We start from the raw sequence: 24,142 nt of genomic DNA, 5'->3' as shown, positions 1-24,142 counted from the left end.
GAGGTAGATAGGTCATGGGTGGAAGCACGGCGACGTGTGGAGCTGAATGATACTAATCGGTCGAGGCTTTGATCTAGTCTAATGGTTTGTATGAATTGATGAGTCTTCAGTTTTGAGAGAACGATCTCTCTTGTCTGGTGGCGATAGCGAAGCGGCCACACCCGTTCCCATGCCGAACACGGAAGTTAAGTGCTTCAGCGCCGAAAGTAGTTGGGGGTCTCCCCCTGTGAGGATAGGACGTTGCCAGGCCAACGCGAAGGACGATCAAGCATCTGCTTGGTCGTTCTTTTTTTTATGAAAGTGTTGACAAACGGGATATATAATGCTAATATAATAATTGTCTAGTGGCGATAGCGAAGTGGTCACACCCGTTCCCATGCCGAACACGGAAGTTAAGTACTTCAGCGCCGAAAGTAGTTGGGGGTCTCCCCCTGTGAGGATAGGACGTTGCTAGGCCAACGCGAAGGACGATCAAGCAGATGCTTGGTCGTCCTTTTTTGTCGTTTCCTTTGAAACTTTTCATCTAATCTTCTCGTATGAAGAGACAGAAGAGGGGGAGTCAAGTATGCAAATCCGTGAAGCGACAGTCTCAGACTACAAGGCGTTCACTGAGGTTTCACGAGCGAGTTTTAAACAAGAGGCAGATCGTCTCCGATTACCATATCGGGACTTAAATATTGAACCACCGGGTTATGATGACCAGGCGATGAGCTTGTATTTGATTGAACAATTGATGTGTTATGTCATCGAACATGAAGGACAAGTCGTCGGGGGAGCCGTCGTGACGTTGACAGGGAAAGATTACGGACGGATTGACCGCATCTTTATTCATCCATACAGACAAGGTAAAGGGATTGGAAAACGGGCACTACAGTCAATCGAGAAGCTTCATCCGACTGTACGAATTTGGGAGTTGGAGACATCAGCAGCCCAACCCTACAATGTGGCATTTTATCGGGCAGTCGGTTACCAATCCGTCTTCGAATCAAGCGAAGAGGTCTGTTTCGTCAAACGGGTAAAGCAACCCGTAGATGAAGCAAACACATTGCGATATGAAAAGCGCTCGATCAAAGGTGCCCAAGCGTATGGAATGGATGCGAGTCAAATCGCCATCACGAATAATAACGTCTCAGAACTACGGGCCAACAATTGTAATTTCACGAGGAGCCAATTCCGCAATATTAACTTCAGAGAAACCGAGTTCGACGACTTGAACCTTTCCGGCTCACAATATCGATTTGTCACCATGTACGAGTCAGGACGGCCGACGACGTTCTTCCATACAAACCTGACGAACACGATTATGAAAAACTGTCGGCTTGATGGGGTCCAGATCGAGGGTTCATCGATTGACGGCTTAACGATTGTTGGGGTACACGTCAAAGACCTGTTAGAACATTATCGAAAAGAAACTGGAGGAATGAAACGTTATGAGTGATCTCTACCAAACCCAACACGACTTACAACAACAGATGGCAGAACGGGACCGACTCGCCCGGAAATTAAAAACACTCGACAAGCAAATTGCCGAACATGAAGCTGTACGAAAGCAACTTCTCAATTCGTTTACGAAAGAACAGCGCGATGTCTATGACTTAGATTCATTCTCGCTCGTCAACGCATGGCGCAAATTCAGGGGAACATTCAACGAACAAAAAACGATTGAATTAGAAGAGGCGGCCCGGGCCGAATTGAAGTTACGAGAACACGAGGCAATGGTCGATGAGTTAGGGCTTGAACGTCGTGATTTATATGAAACCTTTGAGACGTATAACGGGATTGACGCAGAGTGGGAAGCGTTCGTCAAAGAGAAAGAAGCCCACTTGAAGCAGGATCCTGAAGTTAAGGAAACACTATATCGACTCACGAAGCAGCAAGTGGAAACGAATGAGGTGCTCATTGAGTATAAAGAAGCTATTAGTGCTGGACATACAGCGCGGACTGCCATCTCCAAAACACTGAAACATCTCGACAGTGCAAAAGGCTGGTCGACGTATGATACGTTCTTTGGAGGGGGCTTGATTGCGACAGCGATGAAACATGATGCCATCGATGCCTCGGAGCGGAAGATGCATGAACTTCAAGCCGCACTTGAGCGATTCTCGCGGGAGTTGGCTGATGTGAAAGGCGTCGTCAGCGGATTACAGATTGAACGCGGATCACTGATCCAGTTCGCTGACTATTTCCTCGACGATATTTTCTCAGAATGGACGATGCATGGACGAATCAACGATTCACTGGATAAAGTGAACGGGCTCGATCGTGAAATCGCTAAACTGATTGAGAAAATGACAAGAGAAGACGAACGTTTGGAGCGACAACTCGAAGAAATAGAAGCGAAACGAAAACAGCTCATCCTTACGCGGTGAGCTGTTTGGTCATTCTGGTCGTTTCAACCAATGGCGCAACCCTTTCCCGGCATGGGGACCTGCCGTGTAACGCGGGATGACATGCAAGTGCGCGTGGGGCACGGTCTGGTTTGAAGCGGTCCCGACGTTCCAACCAAGCGTATAGCCGTCAGGGCCATACGTCTCTTCGAGGAACACCTTGGCTTCGTGGAGCAGTGTGTATGTATCATGCCATTCGAAAGGCGTGAGATCGAACGTCGTCGCTCGGTGTTGTTTCGGTACGATGACGCCTGAACCGACGAGCACGTCCTGTTCACGATCATGCATTAAAAAGTAGCAGGTCTCGTTCTCGGCAACGATTCGTTGTGATGGATCAAGCTGTGGATGACAAAATGGACAAGTGTCCATCGGATTGGTACACTTCCTTTCTATACGAAGTGTACCAAAAGGGGGATTCAAATGAATGATTTGATCGATTATATCGTCGACGAAGTCGGGCAAGAAAGACATACGGTCATCGGGATTTCGGGACACGGAGGTGCCGGCAAGACGACGTTCGCTGATGCTTTACGTGCGCGTCTCGGGGACGTGAACTATATCAATACCGACCCTTACATCACGGATTCGATGTTACGGAAGAGTGCCATGCTCGACTATACGGTCGACGGTCAAACGCATCACTACAAGATGACGGCCTGTCATCCTTCCGCGCATCACTTGCTGTCACTCGAGCGTGATGTCCGGATGGTCCGGGAAGGCATCGGCTTTTATACGATCGACGTCCCGTATCTCGAACGGACGTGGATTGATCCAGCAAAACGAATCACCATCATCGAAGGGATGAGTGTCGCCTTCCTCGAACCTCACTATTTCGATGTATCGGTCTATTTGTATACGGATAGCGACACTGAGTTCGCCCGTCGTTCTGTCCGGGACATCCAAGAGCGTGGGATGGACCTGGGCTACTTGAAAGCCTCGCACGACGAGCGTCGGTTTCAATATGAACTGTTCATGCATCCGCATCGTGAGAAGTTCCAGACGGTCGTCTCGACAAGCGATAATGTTTGGACGATTGAGCGGAGCCCACAAAAAAACCGCTCATCATGAGCGGTGGCTGCGTAACGTTTCTTGGATTCCGAGCCCGAGCCGATCTTGTTCGCGCTCGAGTTGGTCCCACGTGAGCGAGCGATGGCGTAACGTGACGTCGTTCGCAATCGATCCAAGTGTGCGTTGCTTCTCGATGTTGTCGAGCCAGTAATAGACGTCGACCCCATCCTCATCGATGCGCCAGAACGATTTGACGACTTCGAACTCGTCGGCCCAGTCGCCGACCGGCTTAAACCCATACTTCTCGACGAATGGATACGGTCGTTCTTCTCCGAGCGGGTCGATGACGTTGCGGACGAACATGAGCTCGAGCCCGGCATGTTCGGTCGCCTGTAACAAGCGTTTCAAAGCGGGGAGCGGTTCGACTTCGACATTCTCGACAACATCGAACCAAACCCGTTTGCCGTCCGTGTCCCAGACGGTCGCTTCCACACTATACGGAGCGCCCGCTGTCGACGGGGCATACATCGTTAAATCAAACGTGAACGGGATATGCTCTTCAGCACCTGGTTCGAGGACGACCGATAGAGGGATTGGGACTTCTTGAAGATCGGCCTCGCGGTTGAACTCATTCCCTTCGAGCGCGATGTCTTTAAAGGTCGTCAAAAAGTTAAGCGTCAACTCCTGCAGTCGCACGACATGTGAAGTGGTGTTCGACACGCGTAACGTTCCATGGACGGTTTCGTTCGGGAGAAACGGTACGGTGTGAAAATAGACGGATGCATCCAGTTCGGAAAAGAACCATTTTTTAAAGCGATTACCCCATTTCGACATGACGGTCGCGCCCCTTTTCTCTAGTAAGTTACACTCCTTATCATGTTCCCGATTCCAATTCTCAAAAAACATTTAGAAAAAGGTTGCATTTTATAACTACTTCACTTATTATAGAGGATGTCGAAACAATTCAAACCATCGCGGGGTGGAGCAGTCTGGTAGCTCGTCGGGCTCATAACCCGAAGGTCGTCGGTTCAAATCCGGCCCCCGCAACCAATTTTTATTTAATTTCATATGTCGTCGCGGGGTGGAGCAGTCTGGTAGCTCGTCGGGCTCATAACCCGAAGGTCGTTGGTTCAAATCCAGCCCCCGCAACCAATTTTTTAAATGAGATAGCGAAACGATGACGTTTCGTGTTTTTTTTTGCGCAAAATTGAGTGTACAATGAGTACGTATCGCTAGAACTACTAAAGGAGAAACATCATGTATACATTGATTACCCATTCTGCGGCCGAGACGCAGGCAGTGGCAGAGAAGTTGGCCACACTCGTCAAAGCCGGGACGGTCATAACGTTGAACGGAGACCTCGGTGCCGGGAAGACGACGTTCACCCAAGGCTTTGGCAAAGGTCTCGGTGTCACGCGCAACGTCAACAGCCCGACGTTCACCATCATGAAGCAGTATCAGGGGCGCTTGCCGCTCTATCATATGGACGTCTATCGTCTCGAAGACACGGGGGACGATATTGGCCTCGAGGAATACATCAACGGTGATGGTGTCGCTATCGTCGAATGGTCGAACTTGATCGAGTCGTCACTTCCGACGGAACGGCTCGCCATCACAATCGAGCGAATCGGGGACGAGGAACGTCAACTGACGTTCGCGCCCGTCGGCGACACGTACGATGCACTCGTGAAGGAGGTGCTCGCATGAAACAACTCATGATTGACACGTCGACGACACGTCTGTCTGTCGCCTTGAGTGAGCACGGACAGATTCAAGCCGAGGCGACGGTCATGGTCTCGAAAAACCATGCCGTCACGCTCATGCCGATGATCGAACAACTGATGAGCGCGGTCAAATGGACACCGACCGAACTCGAACGCATCGTCGTGACGACGGGACCAGGTTCATACACGGGGATTCGCATCGGTGTCACGACAGCGAAGACGCTCGCCTACACGCTTCAGATTCCGCTCGTTGGGGTCTCGGCGCTCCGTCTTATGGCGGCGGCCCCGAACACGGAGCTCCCAGTCGTCTCGCTCATCGATGCCCGTCGTGGCAATGCCTATATCGGGCATTATCAACAGAACGAGGCCGTCACACCCGACCTTCACGCATCGGTCACCGCTTGGCTTGAAGCCAATATCAGCGGACCGTTCGTCGTCGTCGGCGACGTGGAGCCGTTCCGTGACGCACTCGCGTCTTACGACTATACCGAAGCACCGGCCGCGCATAGTTACGGCCGGGCGAGCGATCTCGTCGCCTTAGGTGAAGTCACGAATGATGTCCATGCGTTTGAGCCCGAGTATCTTCGTCTCGCTGAGGCGGAAGCGAAATGGCTCGAGGGACAAAACAATGGCTGACATTAAAATCCGGCGCATGACATGGCTCGACGTCGAAGAAGTGACCAAAGTCGAGGAAGCCTCGTTCGCTATTCCGTGGACGAAAGAAGCGTTCATGAACGAGATGCTCCGCAATGACCAAGCGATCTATTTCGTCGCTGTGCATGAACGGCGCGTGGTCGGCTTCGTCGGGGTTTGGCAAATTGTAGACGAGGGGCACATCACGAACATTGCCGTCTTACCAGAATATCGCGGGCAAGGCATCGGCAATCTGCTGTTGACGCAACTCGTTGAATTCGCCCGCTCGAAGTCATTGGCGGCGCTCACGCTCGAAGTGCGCGTCTCGAACATCGGCGCCCAAAAGCTGTACGAACAGTTCGGTTTCGAAAATGCCGGACGCCGGAAACGATATTATCAAGACAATAATGAAGACGCCTATATTTACTGGGCGAAGTTAGGAAGTGAAACAGATGGACACATCGCTCATCCTCGCGATTGAGTCGAGTTGTGATGAGACGTCGGTTGCGCTCGTGCGTGACGGTAAGACGCTTTTATCGAACGTCGTCTCGTCGCAGATTGAAAGTCATAAACGGTTTGGCGGGGTTGTGCCCGAGGTCGCCTCGCGCCACCACGTCGAACGGATCACCTACGTCATCGATGACGCCCTCAGTGAAGCGGGTGTGACGATGCAAGACGTCGACGCCGTCGCGGTCACGCAAGGGCCGGGTCTTGTCGGTGCGCTCCTCGTCGGAATCAGTGCGGCCAAAGCGCTCGCTTTCGCCCATAGCAAACCGCTCATCGGTGTGCACCACATCGCCGGACATATTTACGCGAACGAACTCGTCGAGGAGATGGAGTTCCCACTCGTCTGTCTCGTCGTCTCGGGCGGACACACGGAGCTCGTCTATATGCCCAAGCACGGTGTGTTCGAAGTCATCGGTGAGACACGTGACGATGCGGCCGGAGAAGCATATGACAAAGTCGCACGGACGCTCAGTCTTCCTTACCCAGGTGGACCTGCCATCGACCGTCTCGCGGCGGATGGGGAAGACACGTACAAGTTCCCACGGGTTCGGCTTGAAGCAGGAAGTTTCGATTTCAGCTTCAGCGGGCTCAAGTCGTCGGTCATCAACGCCGTCCACAACGCCGAACAGCGCGGGGAGACGGTTATCCCTGAAAACTTGGCGGCCAGTTTCCAAGCGAGTGTCGTCGAAGTGCTCGTCGAGAAAGCGATTCGTGCCGTGAAAGAAAAAGGAGCGAAGCAATTGCTCGTCGCAGGTGGCGTCGCAGCCAACCGTGGACTCCGCGTTGCGCTCAAAGAAGCGACGGACCGCGAAGGCATCCGTCTCGTCATCCCGCCACTTGATCTATGCGGAGACAACGCCGGTATGATTGGCGTCGCGGCACATCATGCGTATGTGCGCGGAAAGCGCGATACACTGGCGATGAATGCGGTTCCTGGGTTATCCTTAGAAGAGAGCATGACAGTCTAGGGGGAAAATATACAGATGATGAAACGCATAATCATTGGAGGTCTTGTCGTACTGCTCGTCGTCGCGACGTTTTTGCAAGTACGGGAGATCATCCGCGCTTATAATATCGCCTATCAAGAAGAAATCGTTCCGGAAGCGACACGCGTCCGGTCGCTCACGGGAGCGGAATCGCTCGAAGGCATCGGCCGGGTCACGGGTGAGAACACGCTCGTCGAGACGTTGTACGGCTATAAGAGCCTAGACGATCAAGACATCGAGAGCGTCATCGTCGTCGACCGCAACCTCGGCGTTCAGCCGAAAGCGAGCGACGCGTATTACGAGATTGCGCCGGGACGAGAAGCGACCGAAGAAGAGGCGGCGAAGTTCGAGGACATCGTCAACGAGTTTGACGAAGAGCAATTGTTCGCTCAAGTCATCTCGACGCATGAGGCAAAATATGTGACGAACGACGAAGAGGCGCTCACATTCTACAAAGTGTTCGTCCGTGACGTCGATACGAACGAGTACGTGTTCTTCATCACGGAAGACGGCATCAAGCTCGACTTCCACACGCGCGGTTTCCAACCGCTGCGTTATTTCTAAACGTAAAACAGGGAAGCTGACCTCCACAATGGAGTGCGGCTTCCCTGTTTTTATACTTCTGGATGATGTTTCTTTTGTTTATACCACATATTCACTCGGCTCACGACATAGACGATCAAGGCGAGCACCCACATGAGGAGCGTCGACTGATAGAAGTGGCCCCATACCGAGCCGGGCGTGTAAAAGCTGTGCACGGTCACATCGACCGGCCAGAGGACGAGGCGGATAAAGAGCGTGCTCATGAGCAGACCGCTCAACAAGCTGATGACAATCCCGCTCCACCTCTGGATGATGAAGCCGATGACGACCGGCAGGAAATAAAACAGGAACGACGGGACGACGGTCGGTTCCCCACGAATTAGTTCGGATACGTACTCCGTCCCGGTCGGCACGATGTAGGCGAGACCGGTCAGGAAGGCGTGCATCCACTCGATTCGCATCGCACGAAATCGCATCATGAATGGAGCTCCTCCCATTCTGCATACAGCGCCGTGATCGATTCTTTCGTCGCATCGGACTCGGTCGACAGTTCCTGTGCCCGAGCGAAGTTGTTGAAGACGTCCGGTTCACACAACAGCTGCTCGATTTCCTCGAGCCGGGCCTCGTGTTGCTCAATCGTGAGCTCGATTTCCTCGATCCGTTGTTTCATCCGGCGCTCCTCGCGTTGCTGCTCCTTGTCGGCGCGCTGTTTCTTGACGATGACTTGTTTCGTCTCAACGCGTGCGAGTCGGGCCAGTTCTTCGAGTTCTTCTTTCTTCTCGACATAGTACGAGTAATCACCGAGGTATTCGTCGATGCCGTTCGGCGTGATCTCCAAGACGCGCGTCGCGAGCCGGTCGATGAAGTAACGGTCGTGGGAGACGAACAAGATCGTGCCCGGGTAGTCGACGAGGGCGTTCTCGAGGATCATCTTCGAGTCGAGGTCCAAGTGGTTCGTCGGCTCATCCAAGATGAGCAAGTTCGGTTGCTCGAGCTTCAGCTTGGCGAGCGTCAAACGGGCCCGTTCCCCACCCGACAGTTCATGGACGCGTTTCATGACGTCGTCACCGCTGAACAAGAACTGACCAAGCAGGCTCCGTACTTCTTGTTCACGCATGAGCGGCCAGTCGTTCCAAATCTCGTCAATGACGCGGTTGGCATCCGACAAGTTCTGTTGCTCCTGGTCGTAGTAGCCAATCTCGACGCCGGTGCCGTAGCGGATGTCACCGGTGAGCGCCGGCTGTTGTTTCGTCAACACTTTCAGGAGCGTTGATTTGCCGACTCCGTTCGGGCCGACGAGGGCGACCGATTCGCCGCGCTGCAGCTGAAAGCGGAGATGCTGGGCGATCGGCTCCTCATAGCCGATGGCGAGGTCGCTGCCGCTCAACACGTCGTTCCCGCTTTGGCGTTTGATTGAGAACGAGAGGACGGCACTTCGCTCGTCACCATCCGGCACGTCCATCCGGTCGATCTTCTCGAGACGTTTGCGGACGCTCTGGGCCCGTTTCGTCGTCGTCGCCCGGGCGATGTTGCGCTGGATGAAGTCCTGCATCTTGGCAATCTCTTCTTGTTGCGACTCGAACTGCTTCTTCTCTTGCTCATAAATCGCGGCCTTCTGCTCGAGATACTTCGTATAGTTGCCGACGAAACGACGGCTCCGGTGGCGCGACAGCTCATAAACGACCGAGACGACGCGGTCGAGGAAGTAGCGGTCGTGGGAGACGATCAAGACGGCGCCTTTATAACCGCTCAAATACTTCTCGAGCCAACCGAGCGTCTCGATGTCCAAGTGGTTCGTCGGCTCATCCAAGATGAGCAGGTCTGGACTTTGAAGGAGCATCTTCGCCAGGGCGAGGCGGGTCCGTTGTCCGCCGGAGAGCGTATCGATGCGGCGTTCGAAGTCGTCCGGATAGAAACGCATCCCATGAAGGACGGAGCGGATCGTTGCCTCGTATTGATAGCCGCCGCGGTCTTTGAACGTATGCTGTTCTTCATCGTAAGACGACAGCAGGCGCTCATAGGCGGCCGGGTCGTTCAAAATGCGCTCTGAACCCATGTCTTGCTCCATGCGGCGCAGCGTCTTTTCTTGTTCGATTAAATCGGTGAAGACATTGAGCATCTCATTCCAAATTGTCTCGTTGGATTCGAGTCCTGAATCTTGGGCCAGGTAGCCGATGGTGACGTCTTTTGGCTTCATGATATCGCCCGAGTCGTAGTTGTATTCCCCGGCGATGACTTTGAGCAATGTCGACTTGCCGGCACCGTTACGGCCGACAAGCGCGACGCGTTCGCCTTCTTGAATTTCGAGTTTGACGTTCTCTAAAATCGGCTCGACGCCGAATGATTTCGATAAGTTATTGACTTGCAGTAGGATCAAGTGAAAAAACCCCTTTCTCTCTATTTAGTATACTTTATTTCTTCCCCTTTTCAGGTATATTCGTTGAGTGGTCATGTGAATTCGTTTACAATCAAGGTGTATGAAATTAGATTCGTTTGAAACGCGTCGTAAAAAGGAGGCTCTTTCCGTTGAGTCAAAACGAACCAAAGATTCCGCAAGCGACAGCCAAACGGTTGCCACTATACTATCGGTTTATCCAAAGCCTGCATTCATCAGGAAAACAGCGTGTCTCTTCTGCTGAACTGAGTGAGGCGGTCAAGGTCGATTCGGCCACAATCCGTCGCGATTTCTCGTACTTCGGTGCGCTCGGTAAAAAGGGATATGGCTATAACGTACAGTATCTGTTAGACTTTTTCCGTAAGACACTGAATCAGGACGAGATTACGAACGTCGCCTTAGTCGGGGTTGGTCATCTCGGGACAGCTTTCGTCAACTATAACTTCCTTAAAAACAATAACACACATATCGTCGTCGGGTTCGACGCAGACGAGACAAAAGTCGGCACGACGATGTCCGGTGTCCCGATTCATCACGTCGATGAGATGGAACAGATCATGAAGCAAAACAAGATTGACGTCGCGATTTTGACGGTGCCGTCTGTCTATGCACAGCCTGTCGCGGATGACTTGGTCCGCTTCGGCATCAAAGGCATCTTGAACTTTACACCGGCCAGGCTTACTGTGCCGGACACGGTCCGCGTCCATCATATCGACTTGTCGATCGAACTCCAGTCGCTCATTTACTTTATGCAACACTATCCATCTGCTGAGGGGGTCCATCAATAATGGAATTACTATCATCGTTGCTCGTCGTCGGTATTCCTGGGGGAGCGAGTATCTTCATTATCGCCATCGTCGCGCTTATCATCTTCGGGCCGAAGAAATTGCCTGAATTCGGACGCGCCGCCGGACAAACGCTCCGTGAGTTCAAAAATGCCACGAGTGGCATGATGAACGAGCATGACGAGAAAGACAAGAAAGAAATTGAGAAGAAAGAGCAGTAAGCGATGAGCCATCAACCTGATCAAGAACGGGCACTGTCCGACCACTTGACAGAGCTGCGGAGACGACTGATGCTGTCGGCATTTGTCGTCTTTGCCTTCTTTTTGATTGCTTTGCCGAGTGTCAAATATGTGCTCGCCTATCTCCAGGCCGACCTCGTCGAACGAGGGCTTGAATTGAACGCCTTTGGGGTCGCGGACCCGCTCATGATTTATTTGAACTTGGCGCTCGTCATCGGTCTCGTCGCGGCTGGTCCGTTTCTACTGTATCAACTGTGGGCGTTTGTCGCACCTGGTCTGCATCCGAACGAGCGGAAAGCGACGCTCGCCTATATTCCGATCATCTTTATCTTGTTCCTCGTCGGTTTGGCGTTTGCCTACTATTGGTTGTTCCCGCTCGTCCTCGATATCTCGACGGACCTCGGGCAAGACCTTGGTCTGACGCAAATCATCGGGGCGTCGAACTACTTCACGTTCTTGCTGCAACTGACCATTCCATTCGGACTGTTATTCCAGTTGCCGGTCGTGACGATGTTCTTGACGCGCATCGGTGTCGTGACACCGTACTTCCTGTCATCGATTCGGAAATATGCGTACTTCGCCTTGTTCGTCATCGCGGCCTTCATCACGCCGCCGGATTTGACGTCGCACCTCATGGTGTCGCTGCCGCTCTTCTTCTTGTATGAAATCAGCTTGTCGATTTCACGCATCACGTACCGGGGCGTGCTCCGTCGTGAGAAAGAGGCGATGGTGAAAGAGCAAGTCGATTTGATGAAACAAATGAATGAGAAGTGAGCATCGTTCCTTAAAGGGACGGTGCTTTTTTGTTGTCACACACATAGTTCAAACTTTAGACATAATTACGTGAAAAGTTGAGCAAAGGTATTGTCAAACTGTCTTGTGAAATAGTACACTAATTTCAGAAAGTAAATGTGATATTTATCACAAACACTAACTTGCCTAACACTCAAAGGAGAGACAACCATATGAAAATCGCAGTCATCGGATGTACACACGCAGGAACAGCAGCAGTCAAAGGATTACTCGCCAAGCACGACAATCTCGACATCACGGTGTATGAGCGGAACGACAACGTCAGCTTCCTCTCATGTGGGATCGCCCTCCACGTCGGCGGTGTCGTCAAACGTGCGGAAGAGCTCTTTTACGCGTCACCGACCGAGCTCGAAGAACTCGGCGCGACGATGCGCATGAAGCACGACGTGTTGAACATCGACACGGAAGCGAAGACGGTCCATGCGAAAAACCTCGACACGGGAGAAGAGGTCTATGACACGTTCGACCGCTTGATCGTCACGACTGGTTCATGGCCGATCGTCCCGACGCTTCCTGGCATCGAGATGACTGGGATTGAACTCTGCAAAAACTATGGCCACGCCCAACGCATCATCGAGCGGGCATCCGATGCGACGAACATCGCCGTCATCGGTGCCGGCTATATCGGCGTCGAGCTCGTCGAAGCGTTCGAAGTGTACGGCAAACACGTCACGTTCATCGATAGCGCCGACCGCATCTTGAACAAGTACCTCGACAAGTCGTTCACGGATCAACTTGAAGCGGACATGACGTCACGTGGCATCGACCTCGAGCTCGGCCAGACGGTCGAAGCGTTCCGCGGGACAGATGGAAACGTCACGCACGTCGTGACCGATAAAGGTGAGTTCGAGGCTGACCTCGTCATCCTCTGTGTCGGCTTCCGCCCGAACACGGGACTCCTTCAAGGCCAAGTCGACATGCTCGGCAACGGCGCCATCATCGTCGACGAGTATATGCGCACGAGCAACCCGGACGTCTTCGCCGCTGGTGACAGCTGTGCCGTCTATTACAACCCGGCGCGCACACACGCCTACATCCCGCTCGCGACGAATGCCGTCCGCATGGGAACGCTCGTCGCTGAGAACTTGATCGCACCGCGTGTCCGCTATCAAGGGACGCAAGGGACGTCAGGTCTTCGCCTGTATGATTGGAACATCGCCTCATCAGGTCTCACGGAAGAAGCGGCCGGCCTGTTCGGCCTCGACGTCGAGAGCGTCGTGGTTGAAGACGCGTATCGTCCGGAGTTCATGCCGACGGCAGAAAAAGTCGAGTTCAAACTCGTCTATGAAGTCGGCACGCATCGCGTCGTCGGTGGACAAGTTCTCTCGAAAGCGGACATGACGCAAGCGGTCAACACGTTGTCGCTCGCGATCCAAAACGAGATGACGGTCGAAGAGCTCGCCTATGTCGACTTCTTCTTCCAACCGCACTACAACAAGCCATGGCACTTCATCAACAGTGGTGCGCTCGCGGCGATGAAAGATAAAGTCAACGCATAAAAAAACTCGGGAGCCGCGGCTTCCGAGTTTTTTTATAGATAGCGTGGAGCGTCTTTCATCGAGTTGGCGAGAATCATATAGATGAGGACGTTCCCCGGCACAATCAAAAAAAGCAGACGTACACCGAGGGGCGACAAGTCGAAATACTCGGCGATGCCGCCGCAGACACCAAAGAGCGATCGGTTCGTGGCGGATTTACGAAGCGGACGTTGCATAAGCATGGCTCCTATCTCACATGTGATATGAAAATTTTACCATATAGACCTACTGGAAATGTATAGGTTTCGTAGGTTTTTTTTCGTCTGAAGCCGGGGAAGTGGTAAGAGAAAGCTAATGTGTCACCTGGTCCTGTCAAAGGAAGAGCCCATATGGCTAAGAAGGAAAAATAACCGTACCATATCGTCACGTTCACGTTTCCAGAGGAGTCCATCTCGTATCAAGCGTTCAGCAAGTTGAAAAAGTATCACGCCGAAGGACTCGTCGGGTTCGAACAACTCGTCATCATCAAGCGTGAAGACAACGGTGCCTTCTCGTTCGAGGATGCCGTTCAACTGACACCGACGAACAAGTCGACCAAAGGCGCGCTCATCGGTATGGCCGTCGGGATTCTCGGCGGAACGTTCGGGATTCTGTTCGGTACGCTCACGGGAGGACTCATCGGAGGAACGAAAGATTTGAAACACGTCCAGAGTATTCAAGAGACGTTCAAGCGGACGGTCGGGAATATCGAGCCCGGACAGACCGGGGTGATGGCAATCGGGGAAGAGTTCGATCACTCGGTGCTCGATGGACTGGCGGCTGAACTTGGCGGCACGGTGACACGGACAGAATAAGAACTGTGAAGGGGAGTCGGACTACATGAAGATTGGTATTTTAGGGGCCGGGAAAGTCGGACGGACGCTCGGGCGCAAGTTCGAAGACGTCGGCTATGAAGTGTTGTATGGGACACGCTCGGAGCGCGAGGGGACGCTGTCGCTCCAGGAAGTAGCATCGAATGCGCAAATCCTCTTATTGACGACACCGTTCGCGGCGGCCGTCGATTTGATTCAATCGCTCCGGGACTTGGACGACAAAATTGTCATCGATGTGACGAATCCGATTGCCAAAGAGTTTGACGCCATCGAGCGGCCGGAAGGGAAATCAGGGGCCGAGCATCTGCAGGAACTTGCGCCGCACGTCCGCATCGTCAAGGCGTTCAATCAGACCGGTGTCGAGAACTTGGAGAACCCGAACATGTCGATGATGTTCATCGCCGGTGACGAGCAAGAGTCGGTGCGAGCCGTTCAAGACCTTGCCTCGAAGATCGGCTTCGACGCCCATACGCTGCGTCACTTGAAACTGGCGCGAGAGCTCGAGTCGCTCGCTTGGCTATGGATTCATTATGCGACGAAAGAACGGAAGCACCGGAATTTCGCGTTTTACTTGAAAGAGAATAATTTCTGACGATCAAGACGGCTACGCGAGTGCGTGGCCGTCTTGCGTAGGTACACGTATAATAGGGATGAACACTAATTTCATTGTCGTAGGAGGATACACATGGGCTTCGCCATTTTGACATTTATCGTCGCGTTTATCCACGTGATCGCGGGAGCGGTCGTGTTACATAAATATCCGCAACATAAGTCGATTGCCATCAGTATGATCGTGCTCGGTTTCCTATATGGACTGTTGACGGTCGGATTTATCGTGTTATAGAAGAACATAGAAAAGACCGGTCAGACTTAGGCCTGACTGGTCTTCTCTGTCCCAAGCGGAGTCGCTTGGGATTTTCTTATGCCGATTTATCGTTGTTTTCTTTTTTCGCTTTTCGAGCGAGGGTCAAAATCTGATACACCTTGAAGAAGTCATACGCGGCTACGGCGATGATGAAGTACGTCCAGAAGCTGAAGCCGTACTCCTGCACCGAGTAGTAGGCGAGGACGGTGAACAGAATCCCGAACGAGAGACTGAACAAAAACATAACTTTTAAGTGTCGCGGCATCAATGCCACCTCATTTCTACATTAAGAATAATACGACCATGACGAGCGCGTTGTTGAACGCGTGAATCGCGATCGGTACGATCAAGCGACGCGTCTTGGCGTATGCGACCGTGAAGGCGAAGCTCATCGCCACGTAAACGAGAATCTTGTTGTCACCGTGGATGAGCGCGAATAAGAGCGAACTGACCGCGAAGGCAATCCAGAACCCGAAGCGGGCACTCAAGTTGCCGAACAAGATGTGACGGAACAGAATCTCTTCCATAATCGGTCCGAGCAAGACGACCGAGAGCGTCATGACCGGGACGAGACGGACGATGTCCGCGATTTGCTCGGTGTTCTGGGAGCCCATGACGTCACCGGAGATCCACGTCTCAATCAAGTTAGCGACGATGACGAGCCCGTACTGCATGAGGATCCCAAGTCCGATCCATTTGACCGTGTCGTTCAAATTCGATTGGATGCCTTGCTGTTTATACAGCTTCAAGTCGGGCCAGAGCAAGAAGACCGAGATGATGATCGTCAAGCTGAATCCGATAGCGAACCAAAGTCCAGTTGCCGTCGGCGTGATCCATTCCGGACGCACTCCGCTAATCAATACCGGAAAGAATTGAACAAACGCGTAGAGCAGAATCGGGATGATATGCCGAATCCGAATGTTAGGCGCCATCGAAAAACGGGTATTTATCGATTGGTTTGAGTTTAGTGTAGCCAATTCAACACGTCCTTATTCCTAAGAGTCAACGTTCCTTTTCACCATTGTAACAAATAAGGTCTCTTGACCGCGAGTGGAAGGATTTTTTCGATGTTCCCGCTTGCATTTTCAGGCGTCTCATACTACACTAATCAATGTTAGCACTCCTTTTTGATGAGTGCTAAAACTTACGATTCAACGATACATCATTCATATTCGGAGGAGGTTTTTTCTATGTTAAAACCACTAGGCGATCGCGTCATCATCGAAGTCGTGGAGAAAGAAGAAAAGACGATCGGAGGCATCGTGCTTCCTGACACGGCGAAAGAAAAGCCGCAACAAGGACGCGTCCTCGCAGTCGGTACAGGCCGCGTCACGGACCAAGGTGAGCGAATCGCGCTCGACGTCAAAGAAAATGATTTGGTCATCTACTCGAAGTACGCGGGTACCGAAGTGAAGCATGAAGGCAAAGAATACTTAATCGTTCGAGAGAGCGACATTCTCGCAATCGTAGGCTAAGACTCACCATTTTTCAAAAATCTTGTTTAGGGGGAAATGAACAATGGCAAAAGAAATCAAATTCTCAGAAGATGCACGTCATGCGATGCTTCGCGGTGTCGACGCACTCGCTGACGCGGTAAAAGTAACAATCGGACCGAAAGGACGTAACGTTGTCCTTGAGAAAAAGTTCGGCTCACCGCTCATCACGAATGACGGCGTGACGATCGCGAAAGAAATCGAACTCGAAGACCACTTCGAAAACATGGGCGCGAAGCTCGTTGCTGAAGTCGCCTCGAAGACGAACGAAGTCGCAGGGGACGGTACGACAACAGCGACAGTCCTCGCTCAAGCGATGATTCGTGAAGGTCTCAAGAACGTGACAGCGGGCGCAAACCCGATGATTCTTCGTAAAGGAATCGACAAAGCAGTTCGTCGTTCACTCGAAGAGTTGAAAGAAATCTCGAAACCAATCGAGTCGAAAGAAGCGATCGCCCAAGTCGCGGCCATCTCGGCAGCGGACGAAGAAGTCGGCGAGTTGATCGCTGAAGCGATGGAGCGTGTCGGCAACGATGGCGTCATCACGATTGAAGAATCACGCGGCTTCACGACAGAACTTGACGTCGTCGAAGGGATGCAGTTCGACCGTGGTTACTTGTCACCATACATGATCTCAGACTCAGATAAGATGGAAGCGGTGCTCGACAACCCGTTCATCTTGATCACCGATAAGAAAATCTCGAACATCCAAGAAATTATCCCAGTGCTTGAGCAAGTCGTGCAACAAGGGAAACCAATCCTTATCGTTGCGGAAGACATCGAAGGCGATGCGCTCGCGACACTCGTCTTGAACAAGCTCCGCGGTACGTTCAACGCGGTCGCGGTCAAGGCACCAGGATTCGGCGATCGTCGTAAAGCGATGCTCGAAGACCTCGCGACGCTCACAGGCGGCCAAGTCATCACTGAAGACCTCGGTCTCGAGCTCAAGTCGGCAACGCTTCAACAGCTCGGACGCGCATCGAAAGTCGTCGTCACGAAAGACACGACAACGATCGTCGAAGGTGCTGGAGACGAAGCGACAATCAAAGCACGCGTTCAAACGATTCGCAACCAAATCGAAGAGACATCATCTGACTTCGACCGTGAGAAACTCCAAGAGCGTCTCGCGAAACTCGCAGGCGGCGTAGCCGTCGTCAAAGTCGGTGCGGCGACAGAGACAGAGCTTAAAGAACGTAAGCTCCGCATCGAAGACGCGCTCAACGCGACACGCGCAGCCGTCGAAGAAGGCATCGTCGCAGGTGGTGGTACGGCGTTCATCAACGTCATCCCAGCCGTTCGTGCGTTGCTTGCAGAAGTGACAGCGGATGAAGCGACAGGTGTGAAACTCGTCCTCCGTGCTCTCGAAGCACCGGTCCGTCAAATCGCGGAAAACGCGGGTGAAGAAGGTTCGGTCATCGTCGAGAAGCTCAAGAACGAGTCGGTCGGCATCGGCTACAACGCCGCAACGGGCGAGTACGTCGATATGATCGCACACGGTATCGTCGATCCGGCAAAAGTAACGCGCTCAGCGCTTCAAAATGCAGCATCAGTATCAGCCATGTTCCTCACTACGGAAGCTGTCATCGCAGACAAGCCAGAACCAGCAGGCGCTGGCGGCGGCATGCCTGACATGGGCGGCATGGGTGGAATGGGCGGCATGATGTAAGTTTAGAATTGACGTTGAACCTGTGAAAATGGGTTCAGCGTTTTTTTTGGAGCAAATTAACTATAGATGGAGGAATATCAGAAATGCCTTTATCAAAAATATGGTAAAATTTCTGATAAAGGCATTTCTAGTTATCAATATTTCAATTAAGTAAAATGAATAGAACAATTTTTTTAATACATTTATTTTTTTAGAAATTCAAAGGGAGTAAGCACATGTTTAATACTGAGAAAGAATTAGTAGATAGTTTTGTGGTGCATGAAAGTAAAAAGAAGAATACTAAGATTTTTGTAGAATTAGAAACAAATTATGGACGTCCAGATATTGTAGTAGTTAAATATCATCCACATATAATAGAAAAACGAATTGAAAAAAAATATGATAGTCCATTTTCAAGAATTCATAGTTACGCTTTAACTTTTTTGTATAATAAGAGATGGATACGAACGGAAAAACTTAGAGATTTTTTGAATGTTAATGATAATCAAATATCTAAAATTGTAATTAATTTAGAAAATAGAGGATTAATTGAAAAAAGAAGTCATTTAATTAAGATAAAAAAGAATGAAGATATTTTAGCTATAAAGAGTATTAAGTGTGTCGAAGCAAAGTTAACGAACTGGAAGTATGTTATTGAACAAGCGGAAAGACATCTATGGTTTACCAATGAATCACTAGTATTACTACCTACATTATCTGAAGATATTTTGTTTAAATGTGAAGAGTTATGTAAAAAAACGGGGGTAAATTTGATTGTTTCTGGTAACAAGGAAATAACTACAAAAGTATACACTAATAACAAAAAACTAATTAATACCCCTCTGCTATGGGAAATTAACGAACGACTTATAAAGGAGTTAGAAAAATGAATGAGGCGATATTGCGACAGAAAATCTCATCTGAGTTTGAAGGAATAAATCTTTTAGAAAAAATAGGAGAAGGGGGTCAAAAAACAGTTTTTAAATTTGAAAACGGAAATTCTTTTCATGTTATGAAGTTAATAAAAATTAATGAAGCTAATTCCTTACTTCGAGCCAATAGAGAGTTAGATATAGCAGAAACTCTAAAATCGTCTTACTTTCCTGAAGTATATGATCATGGTGAAATTGAGATTGGGGCAGATAGTTACTTGTATGTAATTGAAGAATTTGTTGAAGGAGAAAGCTTAAGAAATTACATATTAAAACAGGATTATGAGTTTAAAGATGTTTTAAATATAGGCATCAATCTATTGAACGCACTTGAATTAGTTCATTCTAAACAATTGGTCCATCGTGATATTAAGCCTGAGAATATAATTATACATAATAATAAAATTACTTTACTAGATTTTGGTATTGCTAGGGATTTAACTAAAGAGTCTCTCACCGCAGACGTTGCTTTTTGGGGGCCAATGACAATAGGATATGCTGCGCCAGAACAAATATTGAATCAAAAAAAAATAATTTGTGATAGAACCGATATTTTTTCTTGGGGAGTGTTAATGTACGAGTTAAGTACAGGTACTCATCCGTTTCGAAAAGATGGTCTGTCCAATATGGAAGTCATTGAAAATACTTTGAAATTGAAAGTTCCTAAACTAGAAACTCCAAATGAGGCATTTAATAATTTGGTTTTTAGAAGCATGAATAAAGAATTACATCGTAGACCAATAAGCGTCACCAAAATAATTGAAAAACTGAATTGAATAGAGAGGATGAGTGAAATGACGTTTTATCTACAACAAGGATATGGGATGATGAAATTAAATGAAGAATTTGCAGACAAGCCCGATGATATAGCTTTTATTTTGTCTCCGAGGTCACTTCAAAGACAGTCACCGATAGTTAAAATTGCACAACATGGTTCTAAATTACAGCGAAAAGATAAAAAAATACTATTTGATCCACAATTTTATGAACCAAAAACTAATATGGATAAAATCTTAAAGTTTCCCTATTTTGATGGCCTAAATTACTCTACTCTTGAATTTGATAAACAAACAGCTCAGATTTTTGGTGAGAATGTTATTAAATATCAACATGAACATCTTAGTGTAGATGAATATATTATTCCTGGGATGTATACAAATAGTATTACTGAAGAGTGGTTTGATGCTCATGAAAATATGATGAATGGTGGTATGGCATACCCTGAAAAAAAAGTTACATATCAAACCTTAGCAATAGGTCCCGATGTAGTAAAAAATGAAAAACAATTCAGTGAATTAATTAATAGATGTGTACAATATCCGGTTGATGGTTATTATATAGTTTTGAAAAGTCCTGATAGCTATTTGATAAAAAACGAAAGTTATTTATACAGTCTCCTCGACGCCTTGATAAGCTTAAATATCGCAGGAAAAAAAGTTATTATGGGATATTCCAATCAACAAAGTTTAATTTTTGGTGGAGTTGGAGTATCGGGCATTGCAACGGGGAATTATAGAAATGTTAGATCTTTTGATCCTAGTATTTTCTTTGAAAGTGATGAAGATGAATTTAAAAGAAAAGGAACATGGTATTTTGATGGAAATACTTTAGGAGAATACAATCAACAACAATTAAGCTTGGCATTTAAAAGAAATTTAAAAGACTTTTTCGGTCCTGTTACTGAATATAGTCGTTCTTTACTTGAAAGTCCTGATCCAGTCAATATACCTTGGACGGAAAAATTAGCTTTTAATCATTATTTACATGTGATGAATGAGAAATGGAAGATACTTAAAAGCTCACACCCGAGTCAAAGAATAGACTCTGTAATTTCTATGTTAGAGAGTTCAAAATCTATTAATGAAGAACTGGTAGAAAAACGATTCAGATTAGGTAATAAAGGTTTTGATATAGAGATTTTTGAGTCAACTATTAGTGCGTTAGATGCGATAAAGCATGATCGTCAAGATGATATAGAAGATCTTAAAGACTTATAAAATTTATCAAGTGGTGTCGCTTTTAAAGTTGGAGCGACACCACTTTCTATTAATCCGTCTGTTTCCGGTTATACATCACAATACTTCCAACGAACACAACGAGCGCCCAGGCCGACAGAATCACGAGCTCCACCCATGTAGAGCCGAGTCGAGCTCCCGTCTCGATCTGATGCGCGAGGTCAATCAAGACGATGTTCGGCAAGTACTCGAGCAAACCGATGATGGAGAAGCGATCCTCGTACGCTAACAACATCGGTGAGAACGAGAAGAAGAAAAACGCCGGCATGACGATGAGCGAGGCTTCCATAACCGTCTTCGTCATCAATCCGAGAATCGTCCCAATCCCGATATAAAAGAACGTCGAGACGATCAATGCGAGTGAGACAACAAACAGGTTCGCCGGGCTGTATCCCATGATGAAGGCACACGCAGCGATGAGGATGAGCGTCGTTACGAACGTGAGCGCACTTTTCCCGAGTAAGATGTCGAGCGTGCTCGCTGGCGACAACATCAGCCCACGGAGCGTGTTCTTCTCTTTCTCTTCGGCGATCAATGCACATTGGACGAACGTCGCGACGAGGCTGAACGTAATATTGATGATGAAGTATGTCACGTCGATGCCTCCTCCGCCGAGCTGTGAATAGAAGACGGCGAAGAACAACGGCATGATTAACGTCGAGGAGACGAATAAGTTCCGCGACAAGTCTTTGTAGTCTTTCTGAAAAATGGCGAGTGCCCGTTTTATTGAAAATGTCATGATAATTTCCTCCCCGTTACTTCGATAAAGATATCTCCGAGCGTCGGCTCATTCGAATGGATGGCCGCGATGTTTTGGTCGCGCATCTGTTCGTGTAGCCAGTCGGCCCCGTCTTTTCCTTGCTTCAATTCAACCGTTTCCCCGTCATGCAGTTCGACGCGCATCGAGCCGTTCGCATATTTTCGACGCAATTGTTTCGGGGCGTCGAGCAGTTGAATCTCCCCTTGATGTAAGAAAGCGACGCGGTCGCACAGTTCTTCGGCCTCGTTCATGTCGTGCGTCGTCAAGAAGATGGTCGTCCCTTTTGCCTTCAGCCGTTCAATCCCTTTATAAATATGACGCGAGTTGACCGGATCGAGTGCGGACGTCGGCTCATCTAAAAACAATAGCTCCGGTTCATGTAACAACGCCCGAGCCAGTGTCACCCGTTGCAGCATCCCGCGTGATAAAGCGGAGATGCGTTTTTTGCGTTCCCCGGCCAAGTTCACCGTTTGCAGTACTTCATCAATTCGGATGCGTGGCTCGTCGTATAGGTCGCAATAGAGTTGTAAGTTCTCTTCAATCGAGAGACGGGTGTACAGGCCGCTGTTATCGGTCAAAACACCAATCCGCTTCCGATACTGTTCTTGTTTCAACTCCGAGACCGGCACGCCGAACACGGTCGCGTCACCTGACGTCTGCGCGAGTTGGGACGTCAAGATTTTGATGGTCGTCGTCTTCCCAGATCCACTCGGTCCGAGGAAGCCGAACACTTCCCCCTTGCCGACAGAAAACGTCACGTCGCGTAACGCCTCTTCATTGCCGAATAGCTTTTTTAATCCGTTCACTTGAATGATTGAGTCCATTCTCGTTCCTCCTCGTCGATGTCATCTTGCTTGCTTTCATCATATCGAGAGAAAGAGGAAAGCGCATTAGAATGGCCATAAATGGCGTTTTTTGAGGAGTGAGTGGAGCGAATCGGACGGTGAATGGAGCCTATTTCAGCCCGATCATCGTCTTCAATTCGGCCATTTTTGTCTTCGAGAGCGGGATGGTCGTCTTCGCCGCATCATCGAGCACGAGGCTGAAACTGTTCTTCGTATAGGTGATGACTTCCCGCACCCGTTGAAGGTTGACGATGTACGACCGATGGCAGCGGAAGAAGCCGTATGGGGTCAGACGCGTTTCGAGTTCGTTCATCGTGAAGACACTTGGGAACTGCTCGGACTGACTGTGCAATACGGATTGTCCGTCCTGACTTTCGATATAGTCGATTTCCGGCGGGTCGAGCAAGACGATTTTCTCGTTCACTTTCGTCGGAATCTTCTCGAAGCGGACGTGCATCACCTCTGGCGTGACATCTTCGTTCGCCTCCGGTTCGTCTGGCTCCACATCGAGTAGGCGCAAGTGCCGATGGTCGATACGATAGACGGTCGACGTGACGAACAGGGCACTCTCCATGTTGCTCGTCAGGAGCAGGATGGCTTTTTGTTGTTGCTTCAGTTGCAGCAAGACGGTCGCGAACAAGTGCCGTGTCTCTTGGTCGACGTTTTGATCCGGTTCTTCGAGAACGTAGACGTCGCGATTATGTAAGAGTAGCGCCGCATATTGGACGCGCCGGACGAGCGACAGACTGAGCCGGTTCAACCGTTTGTTCCGGTATGGGGTGAGTTGAACGGTTTGGAGGACAGCATCCAACGATTCCGTTGATTCATAGAGCGTGTGCGTGAAACGCAAATATTCCTCGACCGTCAGCCGGTCATATAAGCCATCACGGATGGAGAAGACCGAAAGCGTGCAATTTTGTGTATCGATGGTCCCCGAGTAGTTCGCGTGCGAGTCCGTCAATAATGCGAACAATATTTCCCGGGAAGTGACGCCGCAGTGGATGGCTGCGACTTCACCCCGATTGATGGTGAACGAGATATGTTCAAGGATGAGCGTGTCTTGTTGGCGAACAGAGACGTTGTTGAACGTAAGCACCGAATCCCTCCCTTTTTAGTTGGAGTATACCATTGATTCAGGAAAGACTTGAGTAATGAATTGGAATAAGGCTATGCTAAACTGGAGATAATTTGAAATTAGATGAGGGTGGGTCAGTGAA

Annotated in this window: 30 protein-coding genes, 2 tRNA genes and 2 rRNA genes; 24 read left to right on the top strand and 10 right to left on the bottom strand. The window is 49.7% G+C overall.

What is annotated here, in order from left to right; all coding sequences use genetic code 11:
* Positions 1 to 133 precede the first annotated feature (133 nt).
* The 4 genes from rrf (KNP02_RS11810) to KNP02_RS11795 all read left to right on the top strand — a co-directional run bounded on the left by rrf (KNP02_RS11810) (position 134) and on the right by KNP02_RS11795 (position 2,369).
* Positions 134 to 249: ribosomal RNA gene (rrf, locus tag KNP02_RS11810) — 5S ribosomal RNA — on the top strand.
* Positions 250 to 340: 91 nt separating this feature from the next.
* Positions 341 to 456: ribosomal RNA gene (rrf, locus tag KNP02_RS11805) — 5S ribosomal RNA — on the top strand.
* Positions 457 to 565: 109 nt separating this feature from the next.
* The gene (locus tag KNP02_RS11800; protein ID WP_214709367.1) at positions 566 to 1,438 is read left to right on the top strand and encodes a GNAT family N-acetyltransferase; all 873 of its coding nucleotides are present in this window, start codon (positions 566 to 568) and stop codon (positions 1,436 to 1,438) included.
* Complete coding sequence (locus KNP02_RS11795) at positions 1,431 to 2,369, top strand: hypothetical protein (RefSeq protein WP_214709369.1); 939 nt, start codon at positions 1,431 to 1,433, stop codon at positions 2,367 to 2,369. The genes KNP02_RS11800 and KNP02_RS11795 overlap by 8 nt, the downstream gene beginning before the upstream one ends.
* 9 nt (positions 2,370 to 2,378) lie before the next feature.
* Here the strand turns inward: KNP02_RS11795 and KNP02_RS11790 are convergent, their stop codons facing one another.
* Positions 2,379 to 2,756: an HIT family protein gene (locus KNP02_RS11790; protein WP_214709371.1), complete on the bottom strand. Its 378-nt coding sequence runs from the start codon at positions 2,754 to 2,756 to the stop codon at positions 2,379 to 2,381.
* A 51-nt stretch (positions 2,757 to 2,807) separates the two neighbouring features.
* On the opposite strand from KNP02_RS11790, the gene KNP02_RS11785 reads away from it, so the two are divergent.
* Complete coding sequence (locus tag KNP02_RS11785; RefSeq protein ID WP_214709373.1) at positions 2,808 to 3,455, top strand: uridine kinase family protein; 648 nt, start codon at positions 2,808 to 2,810, stop codon at positions 3,453 to 3,455.
* Here KNP02_RS11785 and KNP02_RS11780 read toward each other — a convergent pair.
* The gene (locus KNP02_RS11780; protein WP_214709376.1) at positions 3,450 to 4,229 is read right to left on the bottom strand and encodes a sporulation protein; all 780 of its coding nucleotides are present in this window, start codon (positions 4,227 to 4,229) and stop codon (positions 3,450 to 3,452) included. The two genes, KNP02_RS11785 and KNP02_RS11780, sit on opposite strands and share 6 nt — an antisense overlap.
* A 139-nt stretch (positions 4,230 to 4,368) precedes the next feature.
* On the opposite strand from KNP02_RS11780, the gene KNP02_RS11775 reads away from it, so the two are divergent.
* The 7 genes from KNP02_RS11775 to KNP02_RS11745 all read left to right on the top strand — a co-directional run bounded on the left by KNP02_RS11775 (position 4,369) and on the right by KNP02_RS11745 (position 7,809).
* A tRNA-Met gene (locus tag KNP02_RS11775) sits at positions 4,369 to 4,445 on the top strand.
* Between the two features lie 25 nt (positions 4,446 to 4,470).
* Positions 4,471 to 4,547, top strand: a tRNA-Met gene (locus KNP02_RS11770).
* Positions 4,548 to 4,652: 105 nt separating this feature from the next.
* Entirely contained in the window at positions 4,653 to 5,102 is a 450-nt protein-coding gene (gene tsaE, locus KNP02_RS11765) for a tRNA (adenosine(37)-N6)-threonylcarbamoyltransferase complex ATPase subunit type 1 TsaE (protein WP_214709385.1), read from the top strand.
* Positions 5,099 to 5,755, top strand: a complete 657-nt coding sequence (gene tsaB, locus KNP02_RS11760; RefSeq protein ID WP_214709387.1) for a tRNA (adenosine(37)-N6)-threonylcarbamoyltransferase complex dimerization subunit type 1 TsaB — start codon at positions 5,099 to 5,101, stop codon at positions 5,753 to 5,755. Before tsaE ends, tsaB begins: the two co-directional genes overlap by 4 nt.
* Positions 5,748 to 6,233 (top strand): ribosomal protein S18-alanine N-acetyltransferase, encoded by a 486-nt coding sequence (gene rimI, locus KNP02_RS11755; protein WP_021065388.1) that lies wholly within the window; start codon positions 5,748 to 5,750, stop codon positions 6,231 to 6,233. The genes tsaB and rimI overlap by 8 nt, the downstream gene beginning before the upstream one ends.
* On the top strand, positions 6,205 to 7,227 hold the full coding sequence (tsaD, locus tag KNP02_RS11750; protein WP_214709389.1) for a tRNA (adenosine(37)-N6)-threonylcarbamoyltransferase complex transferase subunit TsaD: 1,023 nt from the start codon (positions 6,205 to 6,207) through the stop codon (positions 7,225 to 7,227). The genes rimI and tsaD overlap by 29 nt, the downstream gene beginning before the upstream one ends.
* Before the next feature lie 15 nt (positions 7,228 to 7,242).
* Positions 7,243 to 7,809, top strand: a complete 567-nt coding sequence (locus KNP02_RS11745) for a hypothetical protein (RefSeq protein ID WP_214709391.1) — start codon at positions 7,243 to 7,245, stop codon at positions 7,807 to 7,809.
* A 50-nt stretch (positions 7,810 to 7,859) separates the two neighbouring features.
* Here the strand turns inward: KNP02_RS11745 and KNP02_RS11740 are convergent, their stop codons facing one another.
* Positions 7,860 to 8,267, bottom strand: coding sequence for a hypothetical protein (locus tag KNP02_RS11740; RefSeq protein ID WP_251129308.1), 408 nt, complete (start codon positions 8,265 to 8,267; stop codon positions 7,860 to 7,862).
* Positions 8,264 to 10,165 (bottom strand): ABC-F family ATP-binding cassette domain-containing protein, encoded by a 1,902-nt coding sequence (locus KNP02_RS11735; protein ID WP_214709393.1) that lies wholly within the window; start codon positions 10,163 to 10,165, stop codon positions 8,264 to 8,266. The genes KNP02_RS11740 and KNP02_RS11735 overlap by 4 nt, the downstream gene beginning before the upstream one ends.
* 149 nt (positions 10,166 to 10,314) lie before the next feature.
* On the opposite strand from KNP02_RS11735, the gene KNP02_RS11730 reads away from it, so the two are divergent.
* The 4 genes from KNP02_RS11730 (at position 10,315) to KNP02_RS11715 (ending at position 13,519) form a co-directional block, all read left to right on the top strand.
* Positions 10,315 to 10,971, top strand: a complete 657-nt coding sequence (locus KNP02_RS11730; RefSeq protein WP_214709395.1) for a redox-sensing transcriptional repressor Rex — start codon at positions 10,315 to 10,317, stop codon at positions 10,969 to 10,971.
* The gene (locus KNP02_RS11725; RefSeq protein WP_131436738.1) at positions 10,971 to 11,189 is read left to right on the top strand and encodes a twin-arginine translocase TatA/TatE family subunit; all 219 of its coding nucleotides are present in this window, start codon (positions 10,971 to 10,973) and stop codon (positions 11,187 to 11,189) included. The genes KNP02_RS11730 and KNP02_RS11725 overlap by 1 nt, the downstream gene beginning before the upstream one ends.
* 3 nt (positions 11,190 to 11,192) lie before the next feature.
* Positions 11,193 to 11,981, top strand: a complete 789-nt coding sequence (gene tatC / locus KNP02_RS11720) for a twin-arginine translocase subunit TatC (protein WP_114166725.1) — start codon at positions 11,193 to 11,195, stop codon at positions 11,979 to 11,981.
* 191 nt (positions 11,982 to 12,172) lie between these two features.
* On the top strand, positions 12,173 to 13,519 hold the full coding sequence (locus tag KNP02_RS11715; RefSeq protein WP_214709397.1) for an FAD-dependent oxidoreductase: 1,347 nt from the start codon (positions 12,173 to 12,175) through the stop codon (positions 13,517 to 13,519).
* Positions 13,520 to 13,551: 32 nt separating this feature from the next.
* Here the strand turns inward: KNP02_RS11715 and KNP02_RS11710 are convergent, their stop codons facing one another.
* Complete coding sequence (locus tag KNP02_RS11710; RefSeq protein ID WP_034815538.1) at positions 13,552 to 13,734, bottom strand: PspC domain-containing protein; 183 nt, start codon at positions 13,732 to 13,734, stop codon at positions 13,552 to 13,554.
* Positions 13,735 to 13,971: 237 nt separating this feature from the next.
* On the opposite strand from KNP02_RS11710, the gene KNP02_RS11705 reads away from it, so the two are divergent.
* The 3 genes from KNP02_RS11705 (at position 13,972) to KNP02_RS11695 (ending at position 15,214) form a co-directional block, all read left to right on the top strand.
* Complete coding sequence (locus KNP02_RS11705; protein WP_251129307.1) at positions 13,972 to 14,352, top strand: hypothetical protein; 381 nt, start codon at positions 13,972 to 13,974, stop codon at positions 14,350 to 14,352.
* A gap of 25 nt (positions 14,353 to 14,377) precedes the next feature.
* Positions 14,378 to 14,962, top strand: a complete 585-nt coding sequence (locus KNP02_RS11700) for an NADPH-dependent F420 reductase (RefSeq protein WP_214709399.1) — start codon at positions 14,378 to 14,380, stop codon at positions 14,960 to 14,962.
* Between the two features lie 93 nt (positions 14,963 to 15,055).
* Positions 15,056 to 15,214, top strand: a complete 159-nt coding sequence (locus KNP02_RS11695; protein ID WP_199666979.1) for a hypothetical protein — start codon at positions 15,056 to 15,058, stop codon at positions 15,212 to 15,214.
* A 76-nt stretch (positions 15,215 to 15,290) separates the two neighbouring features.
* Here KNP02_RS11695 and KNP02_RS11690 read toward each other — a convergent pair whose 3' ends face one another.
* Positions 15,291 to 15,500 carry a YdiK family protein gene (locus KNP02_RS11690; protein ID WP_131472784.1) on the bottom strand — a complete coding sequence of 70 codons (210 nt, stop codon included), beginning with the start codon at positions 15,498 to 15,500 and terminating at the stop codon, positions 15,291 to 15,293.
* A 16-nt stretch (positions 15,501 to 15,516) separates the two neighbouring features.
* Positions 15,517 to 16,212: a CPBP family intramembrane glutamic endopeptidase gene (locus KNP02_RS11685; protein ID WP_251130741.1), complete on the bottom strand. Its 696-nt coding sequence runs from the start codon at positions 16,210 to 16,212 to the stop codon at positions 15,517 to 15,519.
* Between the two features lie 213 nt (positions 16,213 to 16,425).
* On the opposite strand from KNP02_RS11685, the gene groES reads away from it, so the two are divergent.
* The 5 genes from groES to KNP02_RS11660 all read left to right on the top strand — a co-directional run bounded on the left by groES (position 16,426) and on the right by KNP02_RS11660 (position 21,302).
* Entirely contained in the window at positions 16,426 to 16,710 is a 285-nt protein-coding gene (gene groES / locus KNP02_RS11680) for a co-chaperone GroES (RefSeq protein WP_021065365.1), read from the top strand.
* 43 nt (positions 16,711 to 16,753) lie between these two features.
* The gene (groL, locus tag KNP02_RS11675; protein WP_214709404.1) at positions 16,754 to 18,394 is read left to right on the top strand and encodes a chaperonin GroEL; all 1,641 of its coding nucleotides are present in this window, start codon (positions 16,754 to 16,756) and stop codon (positions 18,392 to 18,394) included.
* Between the two features lie 215 nt (positions 18,395 to 18,609).
* Positions 18,610 to 19,263: a hypothetical protein gene (locus KNP02_RS11670; RefSeq protein ID WP_214709407.1), complete on the top strand. Its 654-nt coding sequence runs from the start codon at positions 18,610 to 18,612 to the stop codon at positions 19,261 to 19,263.
* Positions 19,260 to 20,081 (top strand): serine/threonine-protein kinase, encoded by an 822-nt coding sequence (locus KNP02_RS11665; protein ID WP_214709409.1) that lies wholly within the window; start codon positions 19,260 to 19,262, stop codon positions 20,079 to 20,081. The genes KNP02_RS11670 and KNP02_RS11665 overlap by 4 nt, the downstream gene beginning before the upstream one ends.
* A gap of 18 nt (positions 20,082 to 20,099) precedes the next feature.
* Positions 20,100 to 21,302 carry a hypothetical protein gene (locus tag KNP02_RS11660; RefSeq protein ID WP_214751534.1) on the top strand — a complete coding sequence of 401 codons (1,203 nt, stop codon included), beginning with the start codon at positions 20,100 to 20,102 and terminating at the stop codon, positions 21,300 to 21,302.
* 49 nt (positions 21,303 to 21,351) lie between these two features.
* On the opposite strand, the gene KNP02_RS11655 is transcribed toward KNP02_RS11660, so the two are convergent.
* From KNP02_RS11655 to KNP02_RS15100, 3 genes are all read right to left on the bottom strand, one after another.
* Positions 21,352 to 22,059, bottom strand: a complete 708-nt coding sequence (locus tag KNP02_RS11655) for an ABC transporter permease (protein ID WP_214709413.1) — start codon at positions 22,057 to 22,059, stop codon at positions 21,352 to 21,354.
* Positions 22,056 to 22,904 (bottom strand): ABC transporter ATP-binding protein, encoded by an 849-nt coding sequence (locus tag KNP02_RS11650; RefSeq protein ID WP_214709415.1) that lies wholly within the window; start codon positions 22,902 to 22,904, stop codon positions 22,056 to 22,058. Before KNP02_RS11650 ends, KNP02_RS11655 begins: the two co-directional genes overlap by 4 nt.
* Positions 22,905 to 23,034: 130 nt before the next feature.
* On the bottom strand, positions 23,035 to 24,021 hold the full coding sequence (locus tag KNP02_RS15100; protein WP_214709417.1) for a LytTR family transcriptional regulator DNA-binding domain-containing protein: 987 nt from the start codon (positions 24,019 to 24,021) through the stop codon (positions 23,035 to 23,037).
* Positions 24,022 to 24,142 lie beyond the last annotated feature (121 nt).

It is taken from the genome of Exiguobacterium sp. s40, assembly GCF_018617905.1.
Taxonomy (GTDB): Bacteria; Bacillota; Bacilli; order Exiguobacteriales; family Exiguobacteriaceae; genus Exiguobacterium; species Exiguobacterium mexicanum_A.
This window is presented reverse-complemented; position numbering and strand designations above follow the sequence as displayed.